Source organism: Bacillus sp. CR71 (assembly GCF_003429245.1).
In the GTDB taxonomy this organism is placed as follows: Bacteria; Bacillota; Bacilli; order Bacillales; family Bacillaceae_G; genus Bacillus_A; species Bacillus_A thuringiensis_S.
This window is the reverse complement of record NZ_CP031748.1, coordinates 2959996-2977100: the sequence shown is the minus strand read 5'-3', so window position 1 is coordinate 2977100 and position 17105 is coordinate 2959996. Positions and strand designations below refer to the sequence as shown.

Genomic DNA, 17105 nt, shown 5'->3' with positions numbered 1-17105 from the left:
CTTTAATTGTAGTTAGAAAATGATATGAAGAAGGAGAGAAGATGATGAATAATTTTTGGAATGATCGATATAAATCAGATGAATATTTTTACGGGGAAGAACCTAATACATTTATTAAAGAACAAGCATTTCGTTTAGCAAATCACAATAAAGTAATAGCATTTGCGGAGGGGGAAGGTAGAAATGCTGTATTTCTAGCAAGACAAGGGAACGAAGTAACAGCTATTGATTATTCGAAAGATGGATTAGAAAAGACAAAAAAATTGGCAGAGAAGCATAACGTAAACGTGCATACAAAAAAAGTAGATTTATTAGCTGATAGTTTGCCAGAAAATGAATATGATGCGGCAATTATGGTATTTGGACATTTTCATGATGATTATAAAAAAATGATATTAGATAAAATGATACAAACGATAAAGCCTGGTGGATTAATTATGTTTGAAGTTTACTCAAAAAAACAAATAAACTATAGTACTGGTGGACCAAAAGATGTTGATATGCTGTATGATCCAATTGATATCCTTACTTGGTGTGAAGAACATAAGGTAATTCATTTCTTTAATGGAGAACAAGAGCGAGTTGAAGGGAAAGGGCACACTGGTTTAGCTGATGTTATTCAAGTTGTTATTAGAAAATTAATATAAGTGTTAATGAAAGTTAAATGTATGAATGTAAAAAGACCAGTCGTATAAGACTGGTCTTTCTATTTAGATACTAAATTATCAAGCTTCCAATATGTATTTGTTAACGGCGCAGCTTTGCTATCTATGTATAAATACATATTATTTAAATCTTTTGGTGAAGTTTTCAGTTCAAATACAACGTCAGTAGTTAAAGAGAATTCGTGTGGAACATTTTTATAGTGCTCGTCACCTATCGGATGAGCTTCACCTTCATATTTCTGACCAGTTTTTTCATCTTGTATGAAATATTTTATTTCCGAAAGATCAATAGTTTGTCCATCGTCTCGAACATTATTAATCATAACACGAGTAGTAAGGCGCCGCTCTTCGTCTATTTTTTCAAACTTTGCATTCTCAACTGTCGCTCTATAGTATTCATTTTTAACTATTTCTCCATAGTGCATTGCATTCTTTTCGAGAGCGCTCTTTTCTTGTTTTGGTGTAGTATTGCTATTGCACCCTGTTAATATTCCTGTAAATAATAATGCTGTACATGTCGTTTTGATTAGTGATTTCATAGTAATCCCTTTCTGTATTAAAAAGTAAAACATAGGAATAATTTTACATGAATAAGGAAATAAATAGAAGTCTTTTAGTGGAATATGCAAATCTGCATTTATTTTATGTGAAGTTAACAAAATAGAAAAAGAGGAAAACACTGCATAAAGACGGAAGAAAAAGGATTGAAAATATTGTGAAACGGAAGAAACGTGCATATAATTAATATAAAGTTCAAATTTCTGAACCTTCAATAACGGTGGTGATAACATGTTTACTGAAGAACGTCGAGAGAAAATTTTAGAACTACTTAATACAGATGGAAGAGTAATAGCAAAGGATCTTGCGGAAAGATTTGATATGTCTATTGATTCTATAAGAAGAGATTTGTCTATTATGGAAAAGGATGGTTTATTAAAAAGAACGCACGGAGGTGCAATTGAACTTACGCGAGTGAGAAACTTAGCTGCGGAACCAACTAAACGTTATAGTGATAGCTCAATATATGAGGACACAATTGCAAGAGTTGCGGTATCTTATATACAAGAAGGTGATTCAATTTTTATTGGTGGGGCTTCCGTTCATAATGCGATGCTGAAATATTTACCGGAAGTATCATTTACGGTTATTACGAATTCTATAGAAATAGCTGGTTATCTACGAGAATATAAGAATATTGATACGTATTTAATTGGCGGAAAAGTAAAACCTTCAGGGAATATTACTGATACACTTGCCTCTGAATTGATAAGCAGATTTTCTATTGATCTGTATTTCTCTACAGGTGGAGGCATTTCATTACAAGGTATTAGTACCGCAACACCTGAAGTTGCTTATTTTAGTAAAAGAGTAAGTGAAATTGCTAGAAGAAATATTTGTTTAGTTCCGCATAATAAACTTGGAATAGATTGTTTTATAAGAGGAGAGTCTCTAAAAAAAATTGACATTATTATAACTGACGAAGAGGCTAGTAAAGAAACTGTTCAGGACTTTGAGAAACAAGGTAAACAAGTTGTAATAGCGCCATTATATTCATTTGAAAGGAGTTTGACATGATTGTAAAAGAGCAAGAGTTTCATATAAATGGATTAACTTATACAATTCGTTCTGCAGCTGAGAAAGATGCAGAGCAGTTATCGAAAATTAGAGTTCAGATTGATGGAGAAACTGAAAATATGGATAGAGATGCTGGAGAGGGATTTATAGATGATCTAGGATTTCAAAAAATAATAAAAACAGATAGTGAAGAGACTAAGAATCTCTTTTTAGTTGTAGAAGTGCACAATCGAATCGTTGGATTTTCAAGATGTGAAGGGTCAAATTTTAAGAGATTATCTCATAAAGTGGAGTTTGGTGTTTGTATTTTAAAAGAGTTTTGGGGATATAGAATGGGTAAGAGTCTATTGCAACAATCTATTAAATGGGCTGATGAAAATGCAGTAAATAAAATATCTTTACAAGTATTAGAGACAAACGAGAAAGCTATTCATCTGTATAAAAAATTAGGTTTTGAAGTAGAAGGCATTTTGAAAAATGACAAAAGACTATCGGATGGAAAGTATTATAATACGGTAGTGATGGGAAGGTTTACTGATACTTTTCATAAAAGAGGGGAAGAGGTATGTTTTACAGAAGGAAGTACTATGTAGTGAAAAATGAATTCATAGAAGTATTTAATGATCATTTCAATAACACGAACTTACCTAATCAGTTAAAGCATGGCTCTAGGCTAATAGGACGCTGGATGAAAGGTAATAAGAATGGTACGTCTGAAGTATTCGCCATATGGGAATATGATAGTTTTGAAAGGTATAAAGAAATTGAATCGAAAATTAGAAGTGACGAGATTCATGTAAAAAGAATACATGATTGGTATGAAAAACATGGCGGAAGAGAATATGTTTTACAGAAGTACATAGTAGAGATGAAAAATGAAGAGTTAGTATGTACTGTAAAATAATAGGAGCGAAGACTAATGCAGGTCAGAACGAAATTATATATTAGTTTATCAGCCGCTATTTTATTTGCAATAGCCGTGATTGTTTTCTTTATAAATGGTAATCCACAAAAGTGGTTTTGGTTATGTATTTTCTTTGCGTCCATTATACAAAATATGGTGCTACTAAAAAAGAATAAAGACGCACATTAATATATTCAAATTATCAACATATTTGTGTCATCTTTCTAGTTGTATTGAAAACGCTTTTATTCAGTTTTATAATAGAAGTATGTTTTATAAATCTCCAAAACAATTAAAAGGGAGATGATACAATGTTAGCTTCACCGTTTTACTTACATACATGGAAAAAGTTTATTGATGAAGGAGTCTTTGATTCGAACCGTATAAACGAAAGAATTTCAGAGTCATGGCATCGATGTAGACAAGCAAATGTGAATCCTTATATGAATAAAGGTCAGAAAATTTTGTCTTCTAATGTTTTTCAAGAACAAAAGAAAAAGAGTGAAATTTTTCTTGATATAGCATTACCTCAAATACAAAATATGAGAAAAACCATTGATGAACTACAAATGATGGCATTATTAATCGATCCAGATGGTTATGTTCTATCGTTAAGTGGAAATAAACAAACGTTAAAGCGAGCGAAACATATTAATTTTATTGAAGGTGTAAAATGGACAGAAGCAGCTGTTGGTACAAATGCAATTGGAACAGCGCTAGAAATTGAAGAAGCTATTATGATAAGTGGTACTGAACATTATTCCGTGGCATCTCATAGCTGGAGTTGTGCGGCTGCTCCTATCCATAATGATGACGGGAAATTAATTGGTGTTCTAGATTTCTCCTGTCCAATTGAATTTTCGCATCCATATATGCTCGGTATGGTAACTTCAATTGCACATGCAATAGAACGTGAATGTAGCATAAGAGTTCATCAAAATGAATTACACTTAATTCATCGTTTTTTGGATGTCATTGATAGTGACGAACAAGTAGTTATTTGTAATCATCGTGATGTTATCGTTTCTGCGAGTAAGAGTGTTCGTGAACGAATAAATAATTGGTCAAGAATGAAGCTTGAAGAGTTAATGCACCATGGATTGGAAACTAAATTAGAGATACCAGTATATAGTAATGAAAGAATGATTGGGAAATGTATGTATTTAAAGAAAAACAAACAAATAAATACATATTCTGCTTTCGCATTTATAAAAGGAATTACTTTTTCAGGAGTTACCGGGACAAGCAAAGCATTTCAACACACACTAGAAGAAATTAAGCTTGTTTCACCGACTGATGCTAGTGTGTATGTATGTGGTGAGACAGGAGTAGGAAAGGAATATGTTGCGAGAGCGATTCATGAAAATAGCCCAAGAAAAGATGGTCCCTTTATAGCTGTTAACTGCGGTTCTCTGCCTAAAGAATTAATGGAAAGTGAATTGTTCGGTTACGTTGAAGGTGCGTTTACAGGTGCGCGACGTCAAGGGTATAAAGGGAAATTTGAACAAGCGCATGGAGGAACATTATTTTTAGATGAAATTGGTGAAGTACCACCAGAGATGCAAGTAGCATTATTGCGTGTTTTACAAGAACGTACAATAACTCCAATAGGAAGTTCAAAAGAGGTACCAGTAAATATTCGTATTATTACTGCCACACATAAAGATTTACTACGGTTAGTAGAAGAAGGGAAATTCCGTCAAGATTTATATTATCGTTTGCACGTTTATCCGTTATATGTTCCATCGTTAATAGAAAGAAAAGAGGATATCTCATATTTTATACAACACTTTTGCGAACGGAAGAATTGGAATGTTGTATTTCCAAAGAGTATTTGCAATCAATTTTTACAACATACATGGCCCGGAAATATTCGAGAACTAGTAAATGTATTAGAACGCATTTACATCTTGTCGCAAGGACGGGAAATATGCGAAAAGCAAGTCGCTTTTTTGCTACAAACAATGATGGGAAATCAACAACAACTTGAGTTACAAGTTGAAAATAAAACAGAACATCCACTAAATTTTCGCGAAAAAATACAGCGTGATAGCATGATTGAGGTATTACAAAAGACAAACGGAAATGTTTCATTAGCTGCAAAACTATTAGATGTACCCCGTAGTACATTTTATAAGCGAATGCAAAAATATAAGTTATAAAGTAGATTTTTGTAATCTACTTTTTCTTTGTGGGCTCATGTTCTGTCGGAATCTGCGCTTACCGGGGAAATAATAGAATTGTTAGAAGGGAAATTTCCTAATGGAGGTTAGTATGTGAAGTATATTGAGATTGGAATCGGGAATAAGTGGTTCGTTCGAACGGAAACTGAAAATAAAGATGGGACTGAATTTGAAGAACGAGGAATTATAAAACCTATTTACTTAGAGTCTGTATACGTACGAATTTGGTTTCGGAAAACGTGTTTTATTTTTGATACGAAAGAGGGTTTTAAGAAAGATAAGAAGAGAAGGATTGAATATAAATTTATTGTTGGAATTGTGAGTAGGGTGACTGAAGAAAAAGTACGCTAATGAAAAGCATGTAAAGTAAAAGTGGTACTCAATCAATTGAGTACCACTTTCAGTAAATGATAGAAATTTGTTTGCAAGTTTTTCTAGCGACATGTTTTTATCCTTTCTATATAGAAGTTTGTATTAAGAATATTATGCAATAAATATCAGAAAATACAGTTATTAATAGATTAGGAGAGAATAGTATGTCAATGTCACTATATTATAAAAAAATCCGTGAGCAATTAGGGCATGAACTAATATTCATGCCGAGTGTAGCTGCTATTATAAAAAATAAACAGGGGGATATTTTATCCCGCATTAACGGGCAGTAAGACTCCCATCTCAAAATTCAGCGAAAGCAAAGAAGTTAGGTGGGGGATAATAAAACCCCCACTGATTAAAGTTTCACTTTATTTCAATATCCTGGTGGGGAATACTGGAGTTTGCCAGCTGGAGCAATTGAACTTGGGGAAACTCCAGAAGAAGCCGTAGTTAGGGAAGTTTGGGAAGAAACAGGATTGAAAGTACAAGTAAAAAAACAAAAAGGAGTATTTGGAGGAGAAAAGTACCGCCATACATATCCGAATGGTGATGAAGTAGAATATATTATTGTTGTGTTTGAGTGTGAAGTTAGCGGTGGCGAGTTGAAATCGATAGATGGTGAATCGTTAAAACTAAAATATTTCCCTTTATCTGAAAAGCCCCTTTTAGCATTGCCATACCCAGATAAAATATTTTTATAAATGTAAAATAGCACACCGTATTTATTGCAGGTGTGCTATTTATATAACCCCGTCGTATACATTTCCGTCAATGTATGTACTATCTCTTCTAACTCTAATTTTTTATCATTTTTCACAATCGCCCAAAGAAACATCTCATTCATTGCGAACCAAGCACGTGCTACAATTTCTTTATTTAATTCAGGCTGTGCTAATCCACTTTCTTGAGAGTATGTAATATCCTGCGTAATATTGTTTATGAAGCGTTCCCGTATCTCGTCCCATTTTTTACGTATCTCTTTTGATAATCCGATTGCTTCTTCTACAACTTGTAAAATAGCTCGTTCTTTCTTTGCTAGTTGGAGAAATGCTCTAACTTGATTTCGAATCATTTTATGAGCTTCTTCCTTCGTTTGAGGCAAAAAGGAGCGCTTGGCAATATTATGAAATTGATTCATAACATCTTCCATTAAACTAATTAGGAGATCGTCTTTGTTTTTGAAGTATACATATGCTGTTCCGTAACCGGTTTCTGCATGTTTAATAATTTGTGTAATTGTCGTTTTTTGAAATCCGTTACGTATAAAAATAGTGTAACCAGAGTGTAGTAGTTTCTTCTTCGTTTCTAAGGAGCGGTGTTTTCTTGATGAAAGAGTAGAGTTTTTCAAAGAATCACCTCTTTATACTGAAATGTCTGAAAATATAACTGTATTGTAAAAGAAGTTCATATATAAAGTCAACTGACATAATATCATTGACGTTATATCAATTAAGGTGCTATATTTCAATTAGTTAGAATAAAAAGAAAATTAAGAGAAGGTGACACCATGTATAAAGAACCATTTCAACCAACTTATGAGTATGCGCTTGAATGTGATAAACATGATGAACTGAAAGATTTTCAAACTGAATTCTATAAAAAAGAAGGTACTATATATTTAGATGGAAACTCATTAGGGCTACTTTCAAAAAGAGCAGAGAAATCATTACTTACGTTGCTAGATTCGTGGAAAGAATATGGAATTGACGGTTGGACTGAAGGTGAGCACCCGTGGTTCTTCCTTTCAGAGAAATTAGGTAAACTTACAGCCCCTCTTATTGGAGCTTTACCGGAGGAAACTATTGTAACCGGTTCTACGACTACAAATATACACCAAGTTATTGCGACGTTTTATGAACCGAAAGGAATACGTACAAAAATACTTGCGGATGAATTAACTTTCCCGTCAGATATTTATGCACTTCAAAGTCAAATACGTTTAAAAGGATTAGACCCAGATGAGCATCTAGTAAGAGTGAAAAGCCGAGATGGTAGAACACTTTCTGAAGAAGATATTATTCATGCGATGGAAGATGATATCGCTTTAATTTTATTACCTTCTGTTTTATATAGAAGTGGTCAAATTCTTGATATGAAACGTTTAACAACGGAAGCACATAAACGAGACATTCATATCGGATTTGATTTATGTCATTCAATAGGATCTATTCCGCATCATTTCAAAGATTGGGATGTTGATTTTGCTGTTTGGTGCAATTATAAATATTTAAATGCAGGACCGGGTAGTGTTGCAGGACTTTATGTAAATAATAAACATTTTAATAGACTGCCAGGGTTGTCTGGATGGTTTAGTTCTAAAAAAGATAAGCAGTTTGATATGGAGCATACATTAACAGCCGCTGATCATGCAGGTGCTTATCAAATTGGTACACCTCACGTATTAAGTATAGCACCATTAATTGGTTCTCTTGAAATTTTCAAAGATGCTGGTATTGAACGTTTACGTGAGAAGTCTTTACATATTACGAGATACATGCTGAATTTAATTGATCATGAATTAAAAGATTTCGGATTTACAATTGGAAATCCGTTAGAGGATGAAAGTCGAGGCGGGCACATTTATTTAGAGCATGCAGAAGCAGCACGTATATGTAAAGCGCTAAAGGCAAATGGAGTAATTCCAGATTTTAGAGCGCCAAATGGAGTGAGACTTGCGCCGGTCGCTTTATATAACACATACGAAGAAGTGTGGAAATCTGTACAAATATTAAAGGGAATTATGAAAGAAGAAAAGTATAAGCAGTTTGAAAATAAGCGAGAGGTTGTGGCATAAGTATGAAAACATCAGAGTGGATTGATATTTCACAACCGCTAAATAATAATATTGCAACGTGGCCAGGAGACACACCGTTCTCGTATGAAGTTTCATGGTCAAAAGAAGAAAGTGGCTCGGTAAATGTCGGAAAGTTAACGATGAGTATTCATACAGGCACTCATATTGATGCACCATTTCATTTTGATAATGATGGAAAGAAAGTATTGGATTTAGATGTTCAAGTTTATGTTGGCCCAGCACGGATTATTGACGTTTCTAATCTTGAAAGCATCGGGAAAAAGGAATTAGAAAACTTTCATTTAGAAGGTGTAGAACGATTATTATTACGTACATCTTCACATGGAAAAAATGAAGAATTTCCAGATGTGATCCCTCATTTACGTGCAGACATAGCACCTTTTCTATCAGAGAAAGGTATTCGTTTAATCGGAGTAGATGTACCATCAGTTGATCCGTTAGATGATAAAGAATTAGCAGCGCATCATCAATTATTTAAACATGGAATTCATATTTTAGAAAATGTCGTATTAGATCATGTAGCAGACGGTGATTATGAACTTATTGCATTACCACTTGCATTAACTGATGCAGATGGAAGTCCAGTTCGAGCCGTTATTAGACCAATATAAGTAGAATTATATAAAAGGGGCGTTTGGCTAATATGAAAGAAAATGAAAAAGTAATTATTGAAAAAGGGATTCATACGGATTTTAAAGAGAATATGACGTATGGGGAGTATTTACAATTAGATAGTTTACTATCTTCTCAAAAAAGATTATCGGACCATCATGATGAAATGTTATTTATCGTTATCCACCAAGCAAGTGAGCTTTGGATGAAGCTCATTTTACATGAGCTAAATGCGGCGATTGAATCTATTAAACAAGATAAATTACAACCAGCTTTTAAAATGTTAGCACGTGTATCGAAAATTCAGTCTCAAATTATTCAATCTTGGGATATTCTTGCGACATTAACACCATCAGAATATATTGAGTTTCGTGATTCACTCGGTCAAGCTTCAGGTTTTCAATCGTATCAATATCGTATGATTGAGTATGCACTTGGCTATAAAACGCCGCACGCATTAAAAATTTATGAAAAGGATCCAGAATTACATGCACGACTTCATAAAGCGCTACATGCACCAAGTCTATATGATGTCGCGATTCAAGCATTAGTAAAAGAAGGATTCCCTATTCATAAAGATGTGTTAAACCGTGATATTACGCAGCCTTATGAAGAAGATGCAACAGTAGAAGCGGCGTGGTTAGAAGTGTATGTGGATGTGAAAAAATATTGGGATTTATATCAGCTTGCTGAAAAATTGATTGATATTGAAGACTGGCTACAACAATGGCGTTTCCGTCATATGAAAACAGTAGAAAGAATTATTGGACATAAAATGGGAACAGGTGGATCCTCCGGTGTTTCTTATTTAAAACGAGTACTTGATCAAAGATTCTTCCCAGAGCTTTGGAATGTTCGTACGAAATTATAAAAATAAACCTGTCAGTTCATTATGGCTGACAGGTTTATTTTTATTTGAGCACAATTATGTTTAAAATGAAGTAACAAGATATAATAAATGGAGTAACTATTTAAATGGAGGTAAAGTTTTTGGATTTCAAGCAACTAGAAAATAAATTCGAAAAGAAAAAAGTGAATACATTTCTTGTTTATCAAAAAGGGGAATTAACAACTGAGTATTATAAAACACCTGAATGTACAAATAACTTATATAAAATAAATTCGATTACAAAAAGTATCGTATCTTTATTAATTGGTATTGCAATTGATAAGGGCTATATAAATGATATACATACACCGATTACAGAGTGGATTGAAAATGTACCTGGGGAAAAACATGATTTGACGCTTTATCACTTATTAACAATGACTACTGGTGAGGATTGGAAAGAGTTTGGGAATGGAGTAGTATTCCCAAATGACTTTGTAGAATCAGAGAACTGGGTACAGTACATATTAGAAAAGCCAATAATTGAAAAACCTGCTACAAAAATGAATTATAATTCAGGTTCTTCTCATTTACTGAGCTATATTATTCAAGAAGCTACTGGAATGTCGACAGAGCGGTTTGCAAAGAAATATTTATTTGATCCATTAGAAATTAACGAATACGAATGGCAACAAGATCCGCAGGGTATATATGTTGGCGGCTTCGGTATGAAAATGAAATCTACAGATTTATTAAAATTAGGAAAATTATGTTTACAAAATGGATATTGGAATGGGAAAGAAATTGTATCAGCACAATGGTTAGAAGAGTCAAGCAGGGCGCAATTTGAAACATATGAACATGTCGGTGCCTATGGATATCACTGGTGGGTATTACATAACGAAAGATTTCACATACCGTATTGTATATATTTCGCTATGGGATATGGCGGACAATACATCGTTATCATTCCTCAGTTAGAAGTAGTAGCTATTATAAGTAGTCATATGCCAAAGCGTGGGCTCGTTCCATTAAAATTATTTATTGAGCATGTACAGGGAAATTCTAATTATTTATAAGAAAAGGAGGGAATGTATGAGGGGTGAAAAAACTTTATCTTTATTTAGATTATGTTTAAGTCTTCTAGCATGTAGCGCCATTATTACGCAATTCATAATCAGGGCACAAGTGAAACCGTTCAATCCAGTTAACTTTTTTAGTTTCTTTACGATCGAAAGTAACATTTTAGTTGCATGTATTCTCCTTTTAAGCAGTATCGGAACAGCTACATTTGGTCGATCAGAGCAGTTTGGTATACTTCGTGGTGCGGCAACGGTATATATACTTACGACAGGACTAATTTATTTTTTACTATTAAGAGGATTAGAAGAATCACTTCAAACTGCAATACCATGGGTAAATACGGTGCTGCATTATATCATGCCAATTACCATGCTTTTAGATTGGATTTTAAATCCACCAAATAAGAAAATCACCTGGAAAAAAGCTGCAAGTTGGCTCTTATTCCCGTTTTTTTACGTTGTATATAGCTTATTACGTGGTCCAATCGTAAATTGGTATCCATATCCTTTTTTAGATCCGAGAATAGGAGGATATGGTAGAGTCCTTTTATATAGTATAGGGATAGCTGTTGTAATTGGCGCTATTTGTATATTGGTAAGATTTTTAGGGAATCGAAATTTTAGGAAAGAATTTTAGAAATGCAAGAACCCCACTGTTTCTGTTTTTAACAGTGGGGGTTCACTTTATCTACTCGTCTTCTGAAACGACAACTTTATAAATTTCTCCGTCTTCGTTTCAAATTCTACATCAACAAAAACACCATATTCTTTTCCATCTTCACGTAACCACAATTTAAATTTTTCAACAGTTATTTGAACTGTTTTGGGTTTTCTACCTATATGTAGATAATCAATAATTTCTGCTTTTGGGTATTGTTCTTTCGTCTTTTCTACGGCAAGTTTACCCCATTTGGCATACGGCGGCTGCGCATGAACAATTGATGAGCCTGTATATATATTTGAACATGTTGTTAGGAACAGAATGACGAGTGCGACACGTTTTAACGATTTTTTCATGATGAACTCCTTTTATCCTTTTTTTATATTGTTTACATATTTTTTCAACGATATTAGTTTGGATTTTTTTGTCTTCTTTACATAAAAGCGAGGCTTTTACAAAACATAACCAAGAAATCATTTCTGTAATTAAGGAGGGAAAAGTATGCGCCAAAAAGCTATTTTTAAAATAGCAGTTTTACTTGCGTTCATAGGACTGTCTTTAATGGTCAGTAGTATACAACTAAAGAATGTAGAAGCTTTTTCTAATCAAGTCATTCAAAGAGGAGCATCTGGCGAAGATGTCATTGAACTGCAATCTCGTTTGAAATATAACGGATTTTATACGGGAAAAGTGGATGGTGTTTTCGGATGGGGTACATATTGGGCACTTCGGAATTTTCAAGAGAAATTCGGATTACCCGTTGATGGTTTAGCTGGAGCTAAAACGAAGCAAATGCTCGTGAAGGCAACGAAGTATGACAAGTCCACTGCCAATAAAGGAAATAGTGGTAGTACTGCACAAAAAAATAAACCATCTCAAAATAAAGGGACAAATGTTCCGAATGGTTATTCGCAAAATGACATTCAACTCATGGCAAACGCAGTATACGGGGAATCACGTGGTGAACCGTATTTAGGACAAGTTGCAGTAGCTGCTGTTATTTTAAATCGTGTTACAAGTGCATCATTTCCAAATACCGTTTCAGGAGTAATATTTGAGCCAAGAGCCTTTACGGCAGTTGCGGATGGGCAAATATATTTAACGCCAAATGAAACAGCGAAAAAAGCTGTATTAGATGCGATTAATGGATGGGATCCAACAGGAAATGCTTTATATTATTTCAATCCAGATACTGCGACTAGTAAATGGATTTGGACTCGTCCACAAATTAAAAAAATCGGTAAACATATTTTCTGTAAATAGAGCGGAGGTGGGACAATGTTACGAGGTATTATCATTGTATTATTAACAGTCGGTGTAGTAGGAACAGGATACTGGGGCTATAAAGAGCACCAAGAGAAAAATGCGGTTTTAATTAGAGCGGAAAATAGCTATCAACGTGCATTCCATGATTTAGCATACGAAGTCGATTTATTACACGATAAAATTGGCACAACACTTGCGATGAATTCACGATCATCTTTATCACCTGCATTAGCGGATGTATGGCGTTTAACATCTGAAGCTCGCTCAGATGTAGGGCAACTTCCTTTAACATTAATGCCATTTAATAAAACGGAAGAATTTTTAGCGAATATCGGTGATTTTAGTTACCGTGCAGCCATTCGTGATTTAGAAAAAGAGCCTTTAAATGAGCAAGAATATAAAACGTTGCAAACTTTATATTCAAATGCAGGAAATATACAAGATGAACTAAGAAAAGTACAACATCTTGTTTTGAAAAATAATTTACGCTGGATGGATGTAGAAATGGCACTTGCATCAAATCGCGATCCAGCAGATAACACAATTATTGATGGATTGAAAACTGTAGAGAAAAACGTAACATCATATTCTTCTACAAACTTCGGACCGACCTTTACAAGTGCGCAAAAAAATAAAAAAGGCGGATTTGAAGCGCAAGGAAAGGCAATTTCTAAAGATGAAGCGGCGAAAATTGCAAAATCGTTTTTGAATTTAAAAGGAAATGAAAAAGTAGATGTTGAGAAAAGCGGAAAAGGTGCGAAAGAATCTTTCTATAGTGTGAAAATTAAAGATGAAGCAACGAACAATGAGTTTTATATGGATATTACGGGAAAAGGCGGATATCCAATTTGGGTTATGAATAACCGCGAAATTAAAGAACAGAAAGTTAGTTTAAACGATGCAGGTAGTAAAGGTTTGAAATTTTTAAAGGACCATAAGTTTAATAATATGGAGCTTTATGATAGCTCTCAATATGATAATGTTGGTGTGTTTACGTATGTAGTAAATGAAAATGGAGTACGAATTTATCCAGAAGCAATCCAAATGAAAATTGCTTTAGATGACGGTTCTATCGTAGGGTTCTCCGCAAAAGAATATTTAGCGTCGCATCAAAAACGAACAGTTCCATCGGCAAAGTTAACTGTAGCAGAAGCAAGAAAGAAAATCAATCCGGATGTGAAAGTAATGGAAGAACGTAAAGCTGTAGTAGTCAATGATTTGCATAATGAAGTACTTTGCTATGAATTTGTAGGTACTTTAGGAAAAGATACGTACCAAATATTCATTAATGCTAATAGTGGGGCCGAAGAAAAGGTAAAGAAAATGCAAGCTGTTGAAAAAATTTATGATTAAACCTTAATAGTGAAGTGGTGAAAATAATGAAAACTCTAATATATATATTGATGCTTTGCTTCGTTATAACTGGATGCAGTATTGGAAAAAAAGACAATCCAAACGAAAAGCCGGAACAAAAAAATGTCTCAATGAAAAATGTTAATTATACGAATAAATCAAATAAGCCAAATGAAAAAGCAGCAGATCATTTAGCATCTTTAGCTGCAAGTGTGCCAGGTGTGAATGATGCGACAGCCGTAGTAGTCGGCAAATATGCAATTGTAGGTATAGACGTAAAAGCAAAACTTGATCGAACTCGAGTTGAATCAATTAAATACTCTGTTGCAGAAAGTTTAAAAAATGATCCTGATGGTGCTAATGCAGTCGTTGTAGCAGATGTTGATACGTATGAACGCCTCAAACAAATTGGAAAGCAAATTAAAAAAGGAAAAACAGGTGAAGGTATACTAGATGAATTAGCGGCTATTGTGGGCCGAGTAATGCCACAAGTTCCAAATGATATGATTGAAAATAGAGAAACGAATCCAATTAAAGATAATGATAAACAATTACCAAAAGATGAAAAACAAGAGCTAAGAAAAGAACAGGATGATCAATCAAATAATCATTTGAATAAATGAAATTAGCCTCGTACTTAATTGTACGAGGTTTTTGAATATAATATTAAATATTCAGTTTATTTTTAAGGGAATATATGGTTTAATTATGATGGGAGGGACAACTGTTATGATGAAAAAAAGCGCATGTATATTGTTTAGTTTTTGCTTAGGTTTCAGTATGACAGCGTGTGAACAGAGAAAAGAAGTGAAAAATCAAACAGCAACTTCTTCTACTGTGATGGAAAGGCAACAGAAAGCGTCTATCAATATAAACCATTTCTCGAACATAAATGAAGGAATGACTTATACAGAAGTAAAAGATTTAATTGGTTGTGAAGGGGATTTACTTATAGAAGAAGGGGTAGAGCATTCTACACAAATTAAACAAATTTTTGCTTGGAAAGGAAACGATCCAAATTCATTTGTTGAAATTACCTTTTTAGATGGAAGAGTGCATTCAAAAGTACAGCAAGGTATAAGTTAATAAGCAAAAAATGGGAGAGTTTAGCATGAACATACACACAGGGGAAATTCAATTAGTTCCGTATAAGGAGAAATATAAAGAAGTTATACAAACATTTACTTTACCAAGTGAACAAGTTCAGTTTACATCAGATCCAAGCGCATTACTGGAGAAAGCAAAAAGTGATCGTACAAAAAATGTGATTGTTATTTTAGATTACAATGGGGTACCGGTTGGTCTTTTCGCATTGCAAACGGGAGATAGAGTAAAGGAGTTTACGGATAATGAGGATGCTTTACTTTTAACATCATTTTCTATTAATCACAATAGACAAAGAAAGGGATACGCTAAAAAGTCATTGTTATTATTAGAAGAGTTTGTAAAACGTTATTTTCCAATAAAAAATGAAGTTGTACTTGCTGTGAATGAAAGAAATATTCCTGCACAAAATTTATATGCAAAAGTCGGCTTCAAAGATAAAGGTTTTAGAAGAATGGGACCAATTGGCCAACAAATAATAATGCATTTACCTATAATGAAATAATGAGATAGAAAACTTACTCTTGAATATTCATGTAGTAGGTTTTTTTATTTTAACAATATATAATATATGTATATAAAATGAAACAGAAATGAAGGATATAAAAAATGAATCAAGATAGACAATGGAATATTGTTGGGGGAAGAGTGATTAAAACTGGGATTGCAGTTTTTCTTACAGTGTTAGTTTGTAATTTTTTTAACATCCCAACTATTTTTGCTGTAATAACAGCAATTGTTACAATTGAACCAACTGCAACAGACTCAATAAAAAAAGGGCTTATTCGCTTTCCGGCCTCAACAATTGGATCGGCATATGCCATGACTTTCACATTTTTCCTAGGCCATCAAGCAATTTCTTATGCATTAGCTGCGATGTTTACGATTGTTACATGTCAAAAACTAAGGTTACATGCGGGAACATTAGTCGCGACTTTAACTGCTGTAGCTATGATTCCAATTACGGCAGATCATTATTTTACTGCATTTTTAATTCGTTTAGCTACTACATCTACTGGTATTATAGTATCTACTTTAGTGAATTTTTTCATTTTCCCACCACACTACACGAAAACGATTTTTGGATGTACAGAGGATCTATTTGCTAAAACAGCAAATATTATGGAAGAATGGATTACTGCATTACTTGCAGGAAAAGGTATGAAAAAGGAGACAGCTCAGGATCTATCTAAATTGACTTTATTATTGCATAAGGCGATACAATTTGTTCAATATGAGCAGAAAGATTGGAAATATCATCACCATACAAAGAAGGAAATGAGAAGCTTTTTACTTGTACAAAAGCAATTGCATTTATTACAGCAAATCATTTACCATATAGATAATTTAGCTCGAGTGTCAATTGAGACCTGTGACTGGTCACAAAGTGAAAGGGAAATATTACAACAAACAACTTATTCTATAATTGCTATATTGAGAAACCGTTGTAATGAAATTGATGAGGAACATTTTAAACTTATTGCTGAATTAGACAAGCAATTTTGGAGTTATAAAAATGATTTAAAAGATTATAAACCAGATCATTATCATCACCATTTCTCAAGTGAATCTATTATTTTATTTGAGGTATTATCTATTCATGATATGTTAGAAGAATTAAAACAAATATCCGAGAAATATGAGTGGGAAAATCAATTCAGTTGATAAATTCATTTTATTG

22 protein-coding genes and 1 pseudogene are annotated in these 17105 nt (G+C 33.6%); 20 read left to right on the top strand and 3 right to left on the bottom strand.

Features of this window, described 5'->3' with window-relative positions; genetic code table 11:
- Window positions 1-41: 41 nt before the first annotated feature.
- Window positions 42-647 carry a class I SAM-dependent methyltransferase gene (locus DOS87_RS14840; protein ID WP_002082658.1) on the top strand — a complete coding sequence of 202 codons (606 nt, stop codon included), beginning with the start codon at window positions 42-44 and terminating at the stop codon, window positions 645-647.
- Between the two features lie 59 nt (window positions 648-706).
- Here the strand turns inward: DOS87_RS14840 and DOS87_RS14835 are convergent, their stop codons facing one another.
- Window positions 707-1204, bottom strand: coding sequence for a hypothetical protein (locus DOS87_RS14835; protein ID WP_000838461.1), 498 nt, complete (start codon window positions 1202-1204; stop codon window positions 707-709).
- 250 nt (window positions 1205-1454) lie between these two features.
- Between DOS87_RS14835 and DOS87_RS14830 the strand changes: the two genes are divergently transcribed.
- The 8 genes and pseudogenes from DOS87_RS14830 to DOS87_RS14795 all read left to right on the top strand — a co-directional run bounded on the left by DOS87_RS14830 (window position 1455) and on the right by DOS87_RS14795 (window position 6403).
- Complete coding sequence (locus tag DOS87_RS14830; protein ID WP_000493642.1) at window positions 1455-2240, top strand: DeoR/GlpR family DNA-binding transcription regulator; 786 nt, start codon at window positions 1455-1457, stop codon at window positions 2238-2240.
- Window positions 2237-2833 carry a GNAT family N-acetyltransferase gene (locus tag DOS87_RS14825; protein ID WP_000635676.1) on the top strand — a complete coding sequence of 199 codons (597 nt, stop codon included), beginning with the start codon at window positions 2237-2239 and terminating at the stop codon, window positions 2831-2833. Before DOS87_RS14830 ends, DOS87_RS14825 begins: the two co-directional genes overlap by 4 nt.
- On the top strand, window positions 2806-3144 hold the full coding sequence (locus tag DOS87_RS14820; RefSeq protein WP_000499995.1) for an NIPSNAP family protein: 339 nt from the start codon (window positions 2806-2808) through the stop codon (window positions 3142-3144). The genes DOS87_RS14825 and DOS87_RS14820 overlap by 28 nt, the downstream gene beginning before the upstream one ends.
- 15 nt (window positions 3145-3159) lie before the next feature.
- A complete protein-coding gene (locus DOS87_RS14815; protein ID WP_001198098.1) occupies window positions 3160-3333 on the top strand; it encodes a hypothetical protein in 174 nt (57 codons plus the stop codon).
- Between the two features lie 122 nt (window positions 3334-3455).
- A complete protein-coding gene (locus DOS87_RS14810) occupies window positions 3456-5306 on the top strand; it encodes a sigma-54-dependent Fis family transcriptional regulator (RefSeq protein WP_000881380.1) in 1851 nt (616 codons plus the stop codon).
- 114 nt (window positions 5307-5420) lie between these two features.
- Window positions 5421-5678 carry a DUF3977 family protein gene (locus tag DOS87_RS14805; RefSeq protein ID WP_000873836.1) on the top strand — a complete coding sequence of 86 codons (258 nt, stop codon included), beginning with the start codon at window positions 5421-5423 and terminating at the stop codon, window positions 5676-5678.
- Window positions 5679-5863: 185 nt separating this feature from the next.
- Window positions 5864-5992 (top strand): NUDIX hydrolase, encoded by a 129-nt coding sequence (locus tag DOS87_RS14800; RefSeq protein WP_000062924.1) that lies wholly within the window; start codon window positions 5864-5866, stop codon window positions 5990-5992.
- A gap of 15 nt (window positions 5993-6007) precedes the next feature.
- Window positions 6008-6403 (top strand): annotated as a pseudogene (locus DOS87_RS14795) (NUDIX domain-containing protein).
- Window positions 6404-6438: 35 nt separating this feature from the next.
- Here DOS87_RS14795 and DOS87_RS14790 read toward each other — a convergent pair.
- Complete coding sequence (locus DOS87_RS14790) at window positions 6439-7050, bottom strand: TetR/AcrR family transcriptional regulator (protein WP_000798548.1); 612 nt, start codon at window positions 7048-7050, stop codon at window positions 6439-6441.
- A 159-nt stretch (window positions 7051-7209) separates the two neighbouring features.
- On the opposite strand from DOS87_RS14790, the gene kynU reads away from it, so the two are divergent.
- The 5 genes from kynU (at window position 7210) to DOS87_RS14765 (ending at window position 11677) form a co-directional block, all read left to right on the top strand.
- Window positions 7210-8496: a kynureninase gene (gene kynU, locus DOS87_RS14785; RefSeq protein ID WP_000276297.1), complete on the top strand. Its 1287-nt coding sequence runs from the start codon at window positions 7210-7212 to the stop codon at window positions 8494-8496.
- Between the two features lie 2 nt (window positions 8497-8498).
- Entirely contained in the window at window positions 8499-9128 is a 630-nt protein-coding gene (gene kynB / locus DOS87_RS14780; RefSeq protein ID WP_000858071.1) for an arylformamidase, read from the top strand.
- A 32-nt stretch (window positions 9129-9160) separates the two neighbouring features.
- Entirely contained in the window at window positions 9161-10000 is an 840-nt protein-coding gene (gene kynA / locus DOS87_RS14775; protein WP_000661939.1) for a tryptophan 2,3-dioxygenase, read from the top strand.
- Between the two features lie 119 nt (window positions 10001-10119).
- Window positions 10120-11037: a serine hydrolase domain-containing protein gene (locus DOS87_RS14770; protein ID WP_000346260.1), complete on the top strand. Its 918-nt coding sequence runs from the start codon at window positions 10120-10122 to the stop codon at window positions 11035-11037.
- Window positions 11038-11053: 16 nt separating this feature from the next.
- Window positions 11054-11677, top strand: coding sequence for a Pr6Pr family membrane protein (locus tag DOS87_RS14765; protein ID WP_001213866.1), 624 nt, complete (start codon window positions 11054-11056; stop codon window positions 11675-11677).
- Window positions 11678-11724: 47 nt separating this feature from the next.
- On the opposite strand, the gene DOS87_RS14760 is transcribed toward DOS87_RS14765, so the two are convergent.
- Complete coding sequence (locus DOS87_RS14760) at window positions 11725-12057, bottom strand: DUF3889 domain-containing protein (protein WP_000749154.1); 333 nt, start codon at window positions 12055-12057, stop codon at window positions 11725-11727.
- Between the two features lie 145 nt (window positions 12058-12202).
- Between DOS87_RS14760 and sleB the strand changes: the two genes are divergently transcribed.
- From sleB to DOS87_RS14730, 6 genes are all read left to right on the top strand, one after another.
- Complete coding sequence (gene sleB / locus DOS87_RS14755; protein ID WP_001249046.1) at window positions 12203-12964, top strand: spore cortex-lytic enzyme; 762 nt, start codon at window positions 12203-12205, stop codon at window positions 12962-12964.
- Between the two features lie 15 nt (window positions 12965-12979).
- Complete coding sequence (gene ypeB / locus DOS87_RS14750) at window positions 12980-14320, top strand: germination protein YpeB (RefSeq protein ID WP_000943737.1); 1341 nt, start codon at window positions 12980-12982, stop codon at window positions 14318-14320.
- A 26-nt stretch (window positions 14321-14346) separates the two neighbouring features.
- Window positions 14347-14943, top strand: coding sequence for a YhcN/YlaJ family sporulation lipoprotein (locus DOS87_RS14745; RefSeq protein WP_000854056.1), 597 nt, complete (start codon window positions 14347-14349; stop codon window positions 14941-14943).
- Between the two features lie 106 nt (window positions 14944-15049).
- Entirely contained in the window at window positions 15050-15406 is a 357-nt protein-coding gene (locus tag DOS87_RS14740) for a hypothetical protein (RefSeq protein ID WP_000976437.1), read from the top strand.
- 10 nt (window positions 15407-15416) lie between these two features.
- Complete coding sequence (locus DOS87_RS14735) at window positions 15417-15929, top strand: GNAT family N-acetyltransferase (RefSeq protein ID WP_118961769.1); 513 nt, start codon at window positions 15417-15419, stop codon at window positions 15927-15929.
- Between the two features lie 104 nt (window positions 15930-16033).
- Entirely contained in the window at window positions 16034-17089 is a 1056-nt protein-coding gene (locus DOS87_RS14730; RefSeq protein ID WP_016077574.1) for an aromatic acid exporter family protein, read from the top strand.
- Window positions 17090-17105 lie beyond the last annotated feature (16 nt).